This is a genomic window from Deltaproteobacteria bacterium (assembly GCA_026388415.1).
GTDB lineage: Bacteria > Desulfobacterota > Syntrophia > Syntrophales > JACQWR01 > JAPLJV01.
Genome location: JAPLJV010000011.1, coordinates 35,968 through 49,424 on the forward strand (window position 1 = coordinate 35,968; position 13,457 = coordinate 49,424).

The 13,457-nt window shown below is 47.4% G+C and carries 15 protein-coding genes; 4 read left to right on the forward strand and 11 right to left on the reverse strand.

Going from position 1 to position 13,457, the window contains the following annotated elements; all coding sequences use genetic code 11:
- The 4 genes from NT140_02780 to NT140_02795 all read right to left on the reverse strand — a co-directional run bounded on the left by NT140_02780 (position 1) and on the right by NT140_02795 (position 4,025).
- Complete coding sequence (locus NT140_02780) at positions 1 to 1,095, reverse strand: (Fe-S)-binding protein (GenBank protein MCX5830809.1); 1,095 nt, start codon at positions 1,093 to 1,095, stop codon at positions 1 to 3.
- A 148-nt stretch (positions 1,096 to 1,243) separates the two neighbouring features.
- Positions 1,244 to 2,389 carry an acyl-CoA dehydrogenase family protein gene (locus NT140_02785; GenBank protein ID MCX5830810.1) on the reverse strand — a complete coding sequence of 382 codons (1,146 nt, stop codon included), beginning with the start codon at positions 2,387 to 2,389 and terminating at the stop codon, positions 1,244 to 1,246.
- A gap of 170 nt (positions 2,390 to 2,559) precedes the next feature.
- On the reverse strand, positions 2,560 to 3,576 hold the full coding sequence (locus tag NT140_02790; protein MCX5830811.1) for an AMP-binding protein: 1,017 nt from the start codon (positions 3,574 to 3,576) through the stop codon (positions 2,560 to 2,562).
- Positions 3,516 to 4,025 (reverse strand): AMP-binding protein, encoded by a 510-nt coding sequence (locus NT140_02795; protein ID MCX5830812.1) that lies wholly within the window; start codon positions 4,023 to 4,025, stop codon positions 3,516 to 3,518. The genes NT140_02790 and NT140_02795 overlap by 61 nt, the downstream gene beginning before the upstream one ends.
- Before the next feature lie 299 nt (positions 4,026 to 4,324).
- Here NT140_02795 and NT140_02800 point away from each other — a divergent pair, with 299 nt between their 5' ends.
- Both NT140_02800 and NT140_02805 read left to right on the forward strand, forming a co-directional pair.
- On the forward strand, positions 4,325 to 5,464 hold the full coding sequence (locus NT140_02800) for an ATP-binding protein (GenBank protein MCX5830813.1): 1,140 nt from the start codon (positions 4,325 to 4,327) through the stop codon (positions 5,462 to 5,464).
- Between the two features lie 14 nt (positions 5,465 to 5,478).
- Entirely contained in the window at positions 5,479 to 6,855 is a 1,377-nt protein-coding gene (locus NT140_02805) for a sigma-54 dependent transcriptional regulator (protein ID MCX5830814.1), read from the forward strand.
- A gap of 40 nt (positions 6,856 to 6,895) precedes the next feature.
- On the opposite strand, the gene NT140_02810 is transcribed toward NT140_02805, so the two are convergent.
- The 6 genes from NT140_02810 to NT140_02835 form a co-directional block, all read right to left on the reverse strand.
- Positions 6,896 to 7,384 carry a MaoC family dehydratase gene (locus NT140_02810; GenBank protein MCX5830815.1) on the reverse strand — a complete coding sequence of 163 codons (489 nt, stop codon included), beginning with the start codon at positions 7,382 to 7,384 and terminating at the stop codon, positions 6,896 to 6,898.
- A gap of 106 nt (positions 7,385 to 7,490) precedes the next feature.
- Complete coding sequence (locus NT140_02815; protein ID MCX5830816.1) at positions 7,491 to 8,054, reverse strand: flavin reductase family protein; 564 nt, start codon at positions 8,052 to 8,054, stop codon at positions 7,491 to 7,493.
- Positions 8,055 to 8,155: 101 nt separating this feature from the next.
- On the reverse strand, positions 8,156 to 8,380 hold the full coding sequence (locus tag NT140_02820) for a CopG family transcriptional regulator (GenBank protein ID MCX5830817.1): 225 nt from the start codon (positions 8,378 to 8,380) through the stop codon (positions 8,156 to 8,158).
- On the reverse strand, positions 8,367 to 8,630 hold the full coding sequence (locus NT140_02825) for a BrnT family toxin (GenBank protein ID MCX5830818.1): 264 nt from the start codon (positions 8,628 to 8,630) through the stop codon (positions 8,367 to 8,369). The genes NT140_02820 and NT140_02825 overlap by 14 nt, the downstream gene beginning before the upstream one ends.
- A 204-nt stretch (positions 8,631 to 8,834) precedes the next feature.
- On the reverse strand, positions 8,835 to 9,323 hold the full coding sequence (locus tag NT140_02830; protein MCX5830819.1) for a PaaI family thioesterase: 489 nt from the start codon (positions 9,321 to 9,323) through the stop codon (positions 8,835 to 8,837).
- A 158-nt stretch (positions 9,324 to 9,481) separates the two neighbouring features.
- A complete protein-coding gene (locus NT140_02835) occupies positions 9,482 to 11,386 on the reverse strand; it encodes an ATP-binding cassette domain-containing protein (protein MCX5830820.1) in 1,905 nt (634 codons plus the stop codon).
- Between the two features lie 71 nt (positions 11,387 to 11,457).
- Here NT140_02835 and NT140_02840 point away from each other — a divergent pair, with 71 nt between their 5' ends.
- Positions 11,458 to 11,640, forward strand: coding sequence for a hypothetical protein (locus NT140_02840; protein MCX5830821.1), 183 nt, complete (start codon positions 11,458 to 11,460; stop codon positions 11,638 to 11,640).
- Entirely contained in the window at positions 11,637 to 12,566 is a 930-nt protein-coding gene (locus NT140_02845; GenBank protein ID MCX5830822.1) for a selenium metabolism-associated LysR family transcriptional regulator, read from the forward strand. Before NT140_02840 ends, NT140_02845 begins: the two co-directional genes overlap by 4 nt.
- On the opposite strand, the gene NT140_02850 is transcribed toward NT140_02845, so the two are convergent.
- Positions 12,561 to 13,457: type III restriction endonuclease subunit R (locus tag NT140_02850; GenBank protein MCX5830823.1), on the reverse strand; the 897-nt coding region annotated here is incomplete at its 5' end. The two genes, NT140_02845 and NT140_02850, sit on opposite strands and share 6 nt — an antisense overlap.

Here is a 13,457-nt window from a genome sequence, read left to right on the forward strand (position 1 = left end):
TTATAATACCTCCATTAAAATCTCGGACAGCTCTTTCACCGCGATCCCTTTTTCCGTTGCCGGGTCTTCCAGGGTCATAAGGCAAAAAGGGCAGCTCGTGGCAATCACTTCAGCTCCTTTTTCCACTGCCTCAAGAACTCGCACCTCGGCGTTTCTCTGATAGGCAGCCTCCACCTCAAAAAACATCCTGCCGCCACCGCCTTCGCAGCATATGGAGTTCTCCCTGTTCCTCTGAAATTCCAGGAGGCTAAGCCCCTCTATCGAATTGAGTATATATCGTGGTTCGTCAAAGATGCCGTTTTGTTTCCCAAGGAAACAGGGGTCATGATAGATAACTTTTTTACCGAACGATCCATTGGGCGCCAGAGAGCCTGCCTTGATCATTGCCGCCAACACTTCCGTGTAATGGACAATCCTGATGCCCAGGTCGCCATACTCCTTTTTGAGCGCATTCATGCAGTGCGGGGAGAGCGCAATAATCTCCTTGACGCCATATTCTTCCAAGGCAGCCTTGTTCTCTTCCTGGAGTTCTTCAAAAAGACCCGTTTCCCCGATCCTGCGTATCTCATTTCCGCAGCAAGCCTCTTCTTCACCAAGCACACCGAACTCTATGCCGCCTTTGTTAAGTATCTTCGCCACGTTTTGCGGTATAACCATGCAGCGGGGATCATAGGCCTGGATGCAACAGGTAAAAAGCAGTATCTTCGAATCCGTTTCGCTGATATGGGGGACTGCAATATCGAGTTTATCGAACCAAGCTCCTCTCTTTGCTCGCGAACGACCCCAGGGGTTCTTCTGCACATAAGTGTTTTCAAGGGCTTTCTGGATAGTTGCCGGGATCGCTCCGTTTTCCACCAAAGCAGACCTCATTTCGATAATGACTTCCGAAGGTTTTACATCCCGTGGACATCTAAGGGTACAAGCGCCGCATGACGTGCAGTACCAGGGAAGCGATTCCTCAACCACGCGCTCAAATTGTTTTTTTCTCATGAGCAGGCGGGTATTGAAGGGAGTTTTTCCTGCTTCCGGACAACTGCCCGTACATTTCCCGCACTGGATGCAGGTTAATACCCTGGTCTGGGTCTGATTAACCATACTGTTTGCACCTCTCTATTTGCACTAATCATAATATTCCGCAACTTATATACCAAGGGAAAATCTAAAAAAATAGACAATTTTTCAGCAAATAATGGGCAAACTACAATTTTGCAAAGGTCAAGATTTTTTGTAATCCCTACTTAGTTCACCATACTTTTTTTAACAATTCTGCTCCAATTATGGCTTTTTCAACCTCTTTCGAACCTTCATAGATTTCGACGATCTTTGCATCTCTGTAAAACCTCTGTATATCATACTCACTTATATATCCGTATCCGCCATGGAGCTGCAAGGCCTGATTTGTTACATATACCGCTGTATCCCCTGCATTCCATTTTGCCATGGAGATTAGCATCGGGTCGGGTTTCCCTTTATCCACCGAATGTGCTGCTCTCCAGTAAAGGCCTCGGGCAGCCTCAATCCTTGTTGCCATCTCTGCAAGCATAAACTGTATTCCCTGCAAGCGGGAAAGTGTCCCCCCGAAGGCCTTCCTCTTCTTTACGTGGGATATGGCCAGTTCGAGCGCCCCCTGAGCAACACCAACACCCTGAGCTGCAACGTGATTTCGTGTCTTGTTAAAAAAATCCATAAGCTGGTAAAAACCCTGCCCTTGCTTTCCCACGAGGTTTGTTAGTGGCGCTTCGACGTTGCTCAGGCTTATTTCTGTTGTATTTGATGCCCTGATACCCAGTTTCCCGTGTATCTTCGTTGCCTCATATCCTGGCTGATTCGTATCTATAAGTATTGCGCTATGTCTTTTATGCGTATTCTTTTCGTCAGGGTCGGTGAGACAGAGGAGAAGGAGATAATTTGCCAGAGACCCGTTTGTGGTGAACATCTTTGACCCGTTGATGATATACTTGTCACCCTGCTTTTCAGCCCGTGTTTTGATGCCTGCTGCATCGCTGCCTGCATCCGCTTCGGTGATACCGAACCCCATAATGGCCTCTCCATTTGCAAGGGGTGGCAGATATTTCTTTTTCAGCTCTTCACTGCCAAAGGCCTGTATCATTTCAGAACCAAAGGTACAGGAAAGAACGGCCTGTCCACATCCCGGGTCAACCCGCCAGAATTCCTCTGATATTAAAGAGTGTTCAAAATATCCCAAACCTGCTCCGTCATACTCCTCTTTTATAAACGTGCCCACAAAACCGTTTTCACAGGCCTTTTTCCATATAGATAAATCAAAATCCTCTTTCTCATCAAATTCCTTTGCCCTTTCCCTGAACTCTCCTTCGGCAAATTCACGTGCTGCCTTTCTAATGTCCAATTGCTCCCGGTTTAGTTCCATGTATATCTCCTTAGTGTGTAATGTTTAGAATCACTATTATATGGTTGCAAGTCAATTTTAGTGGCTGGCAACAGGCACAGGGGCACCGCTTGCCCATCTTTCTTCTGGTGATGACATTTACCCTCCTGAAGATTTTCGAGTTTCTCTGTAAGCATTACCTATCGTTGCTGCTATTTCGCGTTCGCATACTGCTCCCTCAGTTCCCTTTTCAGAATCTTGCCGGCGGCATTACGGGGCAACTCAGGAACGATATGAACTATCTTCGGCACCTTATATCCTGCAATCTTCCCTTTGCAGAAATTAGTGAATTCATTAAGTTCCACTTCGTTTCCATTCTTAAGAACAATAATGGCCGCAACTGCTTCCCCCCATACGGGATGGTGTGCGCCTATTACACATGACTCCTTGACAGCCGGATGGGTGTGCAGAACCTTTTCCACTTCCGCAGGATAAACATTCTCTCCACCGGTAATGATCATATCTTTTAGCCGGTCTATGACCCTGATGTATCCTTTTTCATCAATGGAACACACATCCTCCGTATGAAACCATTCTCCTTCAAAAGCCTTCCTAGTTGCTGCTTCCTTTCGCCAGTAGCCGAGAGACATGCCGGGCCCCCGTATGATCATCTCACCAACACCACCATTCGGAACCGCTTTATTATTTTCGTCAACGACGAGAACTTCCATGTCGTAGCTTGCTCTGCCGCAGGATTCAAGGATATTGTAATCCCCCCTCTCGAAGGCTTCTTTGATATCCCGGATCGAGAGGTTTGTCGTAACACCCGTTGATTCTGTGGTTCCATGGTGTTCGCCTAAGATATTGCCGAAGGTATCTATAAACTGTTTGTAAACAGACGGTATAATGCCCGCGCCGGCAAACCAGAGGGTTCTCCAGCTTGAAACATCGTACTTTTTGTAATCGGGGGAATCGAGCATCATCATTACCATGGGTGTTGCAAACATGCCGGCTGTTAATTTTTCTTTTTCGGTGTTTGATAAGAAGAGGTTCACGTCCCACCGCGCAAAGATATAAGCCGGACATGCCGTGTAGAAACTCCCGAAAAAGGTGTAGTGAGCAGTAATGTGGTACATGGGACAGATAATGAACATACGGTCATCCATGGTTAAATCATTGTTTTTAGAACATACGCGGCCAGCATGATAAAAGTTCGCGTGGGTTTGCATGACCCCTTTAGGAAGTCCTGTTGTGCCGCTTGTATACAAAAATATATAAAGTGTCTAATTGAAGGGATAAACTCTATTATCTTCTCTACAATTTCAACAAACTGTTGCTGAACTAAGAGTATCGTTGGCTCTGCATCAGCAAGCACGGCAGCTATTTCCGGCGGCGCCAGCCTGAAATTACATACAACGAAGATAAGCCCTGCATTCGGTATGTTAATTGCCGATTCCATGTATTCTAAGCTGTTCTGGCTAAGTATAGCCACACGGTCACCTTTTCTTGCCCCTATTTCATACAATGCATTTCCCACCCTGTTTGCCCTATCCTTCATCGCCTGATAGGTTAAAGTTCTATCTCCTTCCACTTCTTTCATTGCGATCTTGTCCGGATATAACATTGCATTTCTGTTTAGCAACGTTCGTATTGTAGAAAATGTTCTTCCTGTTGACATGGGGCGTCCCTCCTTTTTGGGATTAATATTAACTCTTATGTTTAATTGAGCAATTATGATGCCAAAATGATTTTTCCTAATAATAGACCATGTTCCAAGCGTTTTCTGGTTTCCGGTCAGGACGTTTTGCTGTATAAAGTGAATACACGATGTATTCAAAACGGTCAGGGGGGTGTATTGAAAATAGCCACATATAATAATATATTGATTGCAAAATTACATGATTCTATGGTCAATTATTGCCGATGATGGATAACAGGAGAAAAACAAAACAGCAGCTCTTACAGGAGCTGGTTGAGATGGACCGTCGGATTACCGAAAAGCAAAAGGCGGAAAACGATCTGCGTATTCTCAACGAGTTCAATAAGGCCATTATTGATAATGCCCCCGTTGCTATTTTTACCCTTAACAAAGATGGCATGTTCACCAGTATAAATCCTGCCCTTGCCTCTCTTTCAGGCCTGGGTTTGAAGGCTGAAGAAAAACTCATCGGATTCAATTGGCTTAGAAACCAATACACGATACAATGCGGTCTTGCCCGACATATCGAGGGGGGATTGCGTGGTGAACCCTTCCAGTTATCGAATTTCCCTTTTATGAATTACAGGGGTGACAGAAACATCTTCATTGATTTTCAAGGGGTTCCTTTAAAGGGGAAAAACGGAGAAATTGAAGGGCTTCTCTGTATTATTGAGGAAACAACGGACCGAGTGAAGACGCAGGCAAAATTGATGCAGGAAGCAAAGATGTCTGCTATCGGAAAGCTTGCTGCCAGCATTGCCCACGAGTTGAACAACCCTCTTGGCACACTGGTGGCTTACTCTGAACTTGCCGGCAACTGTTTTACGTCGCTTCGGGGGCCAGCGACAAAACAATCTGAATTACAAAAACTTAAGGGGTATCTTAAAGTAATTGAGGAAGAAGCCTTCCGATGCAAAAATGTAACCACTGATATCCTCAGCCTGTTTCAAAAAGAAGGCCTGGAAATCACCAGGATAGACGTCAATCAGCTTCTCAGCACTATTCTTGAACTCATGAATACGGATAAATCGAATATAAGATTTATTATGGAAGTGTCTTCGCCTTTACCTTTTATTATGGGTGACAGAAATGCCCTCCGACAGGTTTTTGTAAATATCATACACAATGCAATGGATGCTACCGAAGGGAGAACAGATGCGACAATATGGCTGCGGACAAAACTGGCCAACAATCTGGTGGTTGTTGAGATAGATGACAATGGAACGGGTATCCCTGCTTCGATCATTGATAGGATTTTTGAACCATTTTTTACAACAAAAGAGCCTAAAAAAGGTACAGGGCTCGGTCTTTTCCTGTGTTATGATCTTGTGAACGACATGGGAGGGACTGTCAAGGCAAAAAGTAAGCCCGGATACAGAACAACATTCACCATTTCTTTCCCGGCACTAAAAATTTAGAAGGATGAACAAAGATGATCCGTGTTCTGATTGTAGACGATGAAACAAGGCTTGTTGATGCCTTTACGGTGCATTTAACCGAAGAGGGAATGAAAATATTTACTGCGTCCAGTGCGCGGGAGGCCCTTTCTGTATTGAAGAAAGAGAACATTGATGTTGTGGTTCTCGATATACGGCTTCCCGACACTGATGGTGTCGAACTGCTTTTGAAACTTAAGCAGATGGAACCCACTACAGAAGTGATAATGCTTACCGGCTTTGCATCAGTAGCCACAGCCATTCGATCCATGAAACTCGGCGCCTATGATTATCTGACCAAGCCATGTAAAATGTCGGAGCTTTCCAGCGTAATTTCAAGGGCGTATGAAAAAAAGATGCTGCAGGTAAAAACTATCGTGCTGGAAGAACATCTCCACAGGATGGGGATTCACGACGACTTTGTCGGGACAAGCAAGGAAATGGAAAAGGTAAGGAATCTCGTCTCGCTGGTGGCCCTTTCTAATGCCCCTGTGCTCGTCCTGGGTGAAACGGGCACAGGAAAAGAACTTGTTGCAAGGGCCATACACGACCTAAGTCCACGATCTCGCCAACCATTTGTTTCCATAAACTCAAGCGCATTACAGGAGACCATGCTTGAGAGCGAGCTCTTCGGGCGTAAAAAAGGGGCATTTACAGGGGCAGATAGTGACAAGCTTGGCCTTCTCGAAATAGCTAATCATGGCACCTTTTTTGTAGACGAAGTGGGCGATATGGGCGTGAGCATCCAGGCAAAGGTTTTACGGGCACTTGAGACGGGTGTATTCAGAAAACTGGGAGACACAAAGGAGACAAAGGTGGATGTCCGCTTCATATTTGCAACCAATAAGGGACTCAAAAGAGAAGTCGAGGAAGGCAAGTTTCGTAAGGATCTCTTTTTCAGGATAAACACCTTTGTTATCAATCTTCCGCCCCTGAGGGAGAAAAGAGAGGATATTCCCCTGCTGATTAACTATTTTGTTAATAAATTTACCAAAGGGGGCAGGAAAAAACGGTTTTCCCAAGGGGCGATAGATATACTTACAGCATACGAATGGCCTGGCAATGTCCGGGAGCTTGCCAATGTCGTTGAGAGATCTGTCCTGATAAGCAGCCATCGTGAGGAGATAGTTGCAGATGATCTTTCCGAAGGACTTAAAAATGAGGTGTCATGCATAATAGATACTGAGAAACCACAGTCAGAAGGCAGGATACTAACGCTTGCCCGGATGGAAGATGAATATATTCAAAGCGTCTTGAGTTCTGTTAAAGGTAATAAAAGCAGAGCTGCCCGGCTTTTAGGTATAAGCCGGAAAAATCTTTACGATAAGATCGGGGCAAGTCTTGGAGAAACAGATAAGGAACCAGAAGATTAAACTGCTACCTAATTCTGGCCAATTAGGGAATACATAAATGCTAATATACCGCTAAATCGGTTAACCCATTTGTTGGATCCCCCTCCGACAGCATTTGACTTAGGACCTTACGCTCTTCAACTCCAGGCACAATACCGCTGATCTCTGCTTCAATCACGGTAGCACCATCTTCTTTGGTAATTGTGACGGATGCTTTGGCTCGACCATTTTGACCTATAGTCGTGATTACCCAACTGCATGTGATCGTTTCACCGACATACACAGGTCCTTTGAATCGGAAATTCATGGCAGACCCCAGCCATCCAATCTGCCCGCCAATCTCGGTAACCATGCTTGCCGTTAGCAGTCCATGGCAAATCGGTGCTGGGAGATTCAGCGCTTTAGCAAAGCGGGCATCGAAATGAACCGGGTTATAGTCTCGCGATATCTTGGCGAAACGAATAACGTCATCATCTGTAAAGATTCGTGAGGTTCTGAATGAGTCCCCTACTTGAAGGCCCTCAGCGGCCCGCTGCCTGAAGCCTACCATTTCTAAGGCGTCCCTTCCGTGATCGCGATTGAAGCATAACAGCGAGATAAGCGGCACGGAGATAGCCGTGTCCGCTTGATTGACTGGTTATCATCTTCCGAAACCTTTATTTTTTTAAACTCTTTCCGATATTCCATGCCTTGCCGAGATTTTCACCGACAGACCAGTAATGATTGTCCGGCATTGTCAGTGTGAACGGATTTACTTTTTTAATATCCAACATATTATCCGTCATATATTTTTCTTCTGTAAAAACCTCTTTAGGCTCCCCTATGTATAGCGTGTTAGACGGCAGTTTGACTGTATCATATAAAGAAAATGACATACAAACCGGACATTCTTCAATCAGTGGCGCTTTGCCTAAATCACCGTAGAAAACATTGAAAAATTCGGATTTATCTGTTTTACCTCCGGAAGCCAGTCCGCAATAATCGGTTTTCTCAATTAACGAAACATCGGGAATATTGATACTGAATTCTTTGTTTTCTTCAATGCCTTTATTTGTATGATGCGGTCCTAATGCTATCGCAAACAAAGGCGGCTTGGAATTGACTCTTGAAACCCAGCCTACAGCCATGAAATTTACTTTCCCCTCAACAACAGAGCCTGCCAATACCATCGGCATTGGATATAAAAAAGCCGAATAACTCTCAATTTTGATTTTTTTCATACTGTCCCCTCCTTGTTATTTGATTACAAAATGAACACAAAGCTCACCTGCCACGCGCTTTTGGGCGGTCAGGTGGAGTGATTAGTTAGAGATTTTATTATTCAAGACGCCTTTTCAAGACGCTCTGCTACCCAAAATTTGATAATAGATTGTCTGGGTACACCCAAACGCCTTGCTTCTTTATCCAGTAATTGAATCATCCACACGGGAAAATCTACATTCACCCTTTTCTGTCCCTGCTCCGGCCGTCTTGCCTTTGACATATCAAGATGCTCGGAAATATCCCCGCCCTCATCAAATTTTTTGTCAAACTCACGAGCCTTCATATATATCAACCTCCTCTTTTCTGGATCGCCGCACCGAAATAATTCTTATCTTTTCAGACCGATAAGTAATAACGCCTGACCAGTACTTCCCTGAAATATTGCCGATTACCAGAAATCTTGGTTCATCGCTGGTTATAACCGGAATCTCAATTAGATCAGGATCATTCCACAGGGTTTGAGCTTCACAAAAGTCAATCCCATGTTTTTCCTTATTGCTGTTACTTTTTATCGGATTAAATTCAAATTCCATAGTATAATTATTATACCTTCGTTATACATAGAGTCAATAAATTTTTTAGGCTAACGTAGCGATCACCGGCCAGCGGAACGCGGGCAAAAACTGCCGGTTGTTTTTTCAGTGGAAGAGAGGGATTGACAGATTGATTCGGACAACTGAGGAAAAAATTCGAATCGGAGAGCTGGCGAATCGGCGAATGAGACCACTAAAGTTGTATTATCCGAATAGTGACAGAAAATATTCCTTAATCTCCGGCGATGCGTGGCTGAAGTCAAATTTATTGATGAAATGTTCTATAGGTAAATCTTTAGCCTCTCTGAAGAGGGCGTCTATCCTGGCACAAACCTCGCCCTGATCGTTTTCCAGCCATGCCGTTGCATGGATATCCCTGTCCTCAATTCTTAGAAACCGGCCCTTGGCAATGTAAGGACTGCCGCACATTACAGGTTTAAAAAATTCCATCTTAGTTTGTCTTGTCATGCTGATCTTTTTCGTTTCCATAAAGATTACATACCAGATAATGACATCCAGAATGCCGAAAATCATCCCACCGTGCAAAACATCCGTATAACCCTCAAAGCGGTTGTCGAGGTTCACATCACAATAGACCAGCCCGGGTTCATACATCATCCGAAGCCTTAATCCGTCTTCCCTGTTAAATCCGCAAAAGAACGAATCCTTATAAACCGGAAGCACACCTTTCATTCTGTTTCCTCCATTTTCAAGTCGTTAGCGATTGGCAAAAAACAACCAAATTTGTTTTTCCCGGCTGACCGCTAACTGCTGAATGCTGAATTTATTGTTTCGCGTTGCGCAATTGAACTTTCGCATTTTCCTTGCGATATGCAGCAATCTCTAACTTACTAACGGTCAAATTTCGCGGCCAGTTCCTCCAGATCACCCCAGCGCCGGTAGGTCTCATCGAGCTCCCTTGTCAACGCTGCTAATTGTTCATTGGCGGCCTTTATTTTCAGGACGTCATTCTTGACGTAGAAATCAGGGGAATTTAAGGTGGCCGTCAGGTTCTGGATGTCCTTTTCCAACGCGGCTATTTTCTGTGGCAACCCTTCCAGTTCGTGCGTCTCCTTATAGGAAAGTTTGCGCTTCTCCCGGGGTGGTCGGGGTTGTTTTTTACTCCCCGGTTTCAGCGAGGTCTGGGATGGCCAGGCTGCGGCGGACCGCTGGCGGAGCCAGTCGTCGTAGCCGCCCACGTATTCCTGAAGACGGCCCTCGCCCTCAAAGACAATCGTCGAGGTGACCATGTTATTGAGAAAGGCCCGGTCGTGACTGACCAAAAGGACGGTGCCGCCGTATTCCAGGAGCCTGTCTTCCAGCAGTTCCATGGTTTCGGCATCGAGGTCGTTGGTAGGCTCATCCAGAACCAGGACATTCGAGGGGACGCTGAAGAGCTTCGCCAAAAGCAGGCGGTTGCGTTCGCCGCCCGAGAGGCTCTTGACGGTGGCCATGATCTGAGCGGGCGAGAAGAGAAAATCCTTGAGGTAGGCGATGACATGGCGCGGTGTGCCGCCGACAAAGACCTGGTCGCTGTCGCCGGCGATATTCTCTTTTATGGTCAGCTTCTCATCAAGTTTGTTCCGCAGTTGATCGAAGTAGGCGATATTGAGGCGGGCGCCTAAGCGGATATTGCCCTGCTGTGGCGCCAGCTCGCCGAGCAGAAGCTTGATAAGGGTGGTTTTGCCCGAACCGTTGGGGCCAATTATCCCTACCCGGTCCCCCCGGATGATGTTGGTGGAGAACTGAGCAACGATCTTACGGTCGTCATAGGAGAAGCTGATTTCTTCGACGTCCGCAACGAGCTTGCCACTACGCTCGGCTTGTTGGATTACCAGTCTGACGCTGCCATCCTGGTCCCTCCGGCCGGCCCGTTCTTTACGCATCTGCAGGAGAGCCCGCACGCGACCTTCATCCCGGGTACGGCGGGCCTTGACGCCGCGCCTGATCCAGGCCTCCTCCTGATTCAGCTTTTTATCGAAATCGTGCCGCTGCTTTTCTTCCGCCTCCAGCATGGCCTGGCGGCGTTCTAAGTATGTAGCGTAATCGCAGGCAAAGGACAGCAGGTGGCCCCGGTCAATCTCCACGATGCGGGTGGCCAATTTCTGGAGAAAGGCCCGGTCATGGGTTACGAAGATGATTGTCCCGTCATACTTCAGCAGAAAGTCTTCAAGCCATAAAATAGCATTGATATCGAGGTGATTCGTTGGCTCATCCAACAGCAGGAGGTCCGGTTCGTTGACGAGCGCCTTGGCCAGAAAAACGCGGCGCTTCAATCCGGCCGACAGGAATTGGAAGAGGGCGTTGGCATCCAGTTCCGTCCTTGCCATTACCGCCTCGACCCGCTGGTGGTAGCGCCAGGCGCCGGATGTCTCCAGCCGGTGTTGAATCTCGGCGAGCTTTTTGAGCAGGCCGACATCGCTTGTCTGGGTCATCTGGTTGGTCAGGGTGCGGTATTCCCGGAGCAGATCCAGATGCTCCTGACTGCCCGAGGCCACTACATCATAGACCGTTCCGGGCAGGTCGTCGGGGACCTCTTGGGGCAGCATGGCGACGCGGAGATTGACGGCCCTGATGATCGCGCCCTGATCGGGAACGATATCGCCGCGGATCAGCCTCAGGAGCGTGGATTTACCGGCGCCGTTGCGGCCTGACAGCCCGATTCGCTCGCCGGCATCAATCTGCAGGGTAGCGCCGTCTAAAAGCAGCGGCCCGCCAAAGCTTACCGAAATATCATTGAGCGCGATTATTCCCATAGTCTTAATTATCAACCCTGTTCCACATATCTGCAACCGGCGACCTGTGTCAAGCAGGAAAACCCTTTTACTTGACAGCGCACAGCTTGCTTCATATACTCCACACATGGATGACCACGGGCATCAGTCTGGCGGCGAGGGGAAAGGCGCCGATTTCAAAGACCCTGCAGGAGACCGGTGACGATCGCACCCGGGCCTCCGGCATCAACCGCCGCACCCGGCAAAATAAACTCAAGGAGTACGGTATCCAATGAATAATTTCAAGAACATCACCCTCCAGCAATTGGAAAGTCTCATTGCCCTGGTTGAAGTGGGCAACTATACCAAAGCGTCGGTTAGTCTCTTTCTCTCGCAGTCTGCCCTGACCAAACATATTCAAAACATGGAAGACGCGGCAGGAACGAAGCTTGTTCAGCGGAGCAGCGCCGGAATTACCCTGACGCCGGAAGGGCAGGTTCTTTACGGCTATGCCAAGCGGGCAGCGCGACTGCGGGACGAAGCCCGAGAGCGCGTGGAACGACTGAAAAATCAGGATTCCGGTCATATCTACATCGCCGCCAGCACGACGCCGGCGACCTATATTCTTCCCCAATTGCTGACATATATGCTGCCCGCGCATCCGGAGATAAAAGTACATATCCAGATGCATGACAGCGAAGAAGTTTTACAGATGGTGCTTAACAATCAGGCCGAGATCGGTTTCATCGGGAAGGAGACAGCAAATAAAAAAATTGAATCGGTGCGACTTTGCCGGGATAAACTCGTGCTGGCCGTTCCCCCGCAGCATCGGCTTGCCGGGCAACCGTCCGTGACCATTGCCGAGCTTGCTCAGGAAGCCTTTGTCATCCGGGAGCATGGTTCCGCAACGAGGGCTATTTTTGAAGGCTTCCTCCAGCAGCAGGGCGGCAATCGCCTGTCCCAGTTTAGCGTGATTTGTGAAATGGGAAGCACCGAGGCCGTGAAGGAAGCCATCTTGGCCGGTCTCGGCATTTCGATTCTTTCTGTTTTTGCCATCAAGCGTGAGCTGGAGCAAGGTTTGCTCATGCCGGTGGACATCGCCGCCTGTTCCATGGAGAGACATTTTTATATTATCTACCGGAAAAATTTTCCTTTTAGAAAACATCACCGGCTTTTTCTGGAAATTATAAAAAAACTATCGGCGTCGCTGGTAATCTCATAACAAACACCGCGAGGAATGACAAAATCTCTTAGCTAAGCCATCCAAAGTGATGTTTTCCGCGATCTCATCATGAGGAATGAGCAGATAACGCCAGGGTTTGCCTCCGTTACTGAGGGCATGGTTCGATGCGTTGGCGCACCACGCAACGGCAATCTTCTTTTTAGCCAAAACGATGGCATCTTCCATCTGGTTCTTGGCTTTTGGTTCGAGCATGAAAATCGTTTCCGACGTCTCGGCCACAAAATCCGGCTGATATTCGAGGTGATCGGCGCCAACACGATAAAAAATTTGAAACTGGCCCTTGGCGGGTTTGAACCATTTGATGGTATCCCTGTCGAGGATCACGGCCAGCTTACGTTCCGCCTCCGAGGCGAACTTTTGCACGGGATAGAGGCACCGGGTGAAACCATTGAAGAGATATTTCGCCATGTTGCTCTTATCTGAGGGAGACACATGGTAATCAAGGGGCGGCTCCGTTATGGAATATGTATAGGCGCTTTCCTTAAGCTCGGTATAGCCTTTGCTGATGATCACTTCGTACCCGGCCACATCCTCCCAGTAATGGGTTAGCATCTGCGAGTGTATAAACCGCGCGATATCACGCTGATAGCAGCGAAGCACCTTGCGCGTGTCTTCCTCGGAAAGATAGGTTTTAAAATGTTCCACTGTCTGTGCGGCCAGATCATAGAGCAGATCGGCATGGTCGTCATAGGAAATATCATCGAAATCAACCAGGCCGCTAACCACATAGTCCTCTAAACGTGATTCCTCAATTCCGCCGCGGCTCAGCGCCAGCACTTCTAATTGATGGGTCCGGAGGTGTTGAATCCATAGCTCGTCGGAGACGGCCGGATATTTCAGCGCCTCCAAGGACAGCATAAAGGGTTTGAA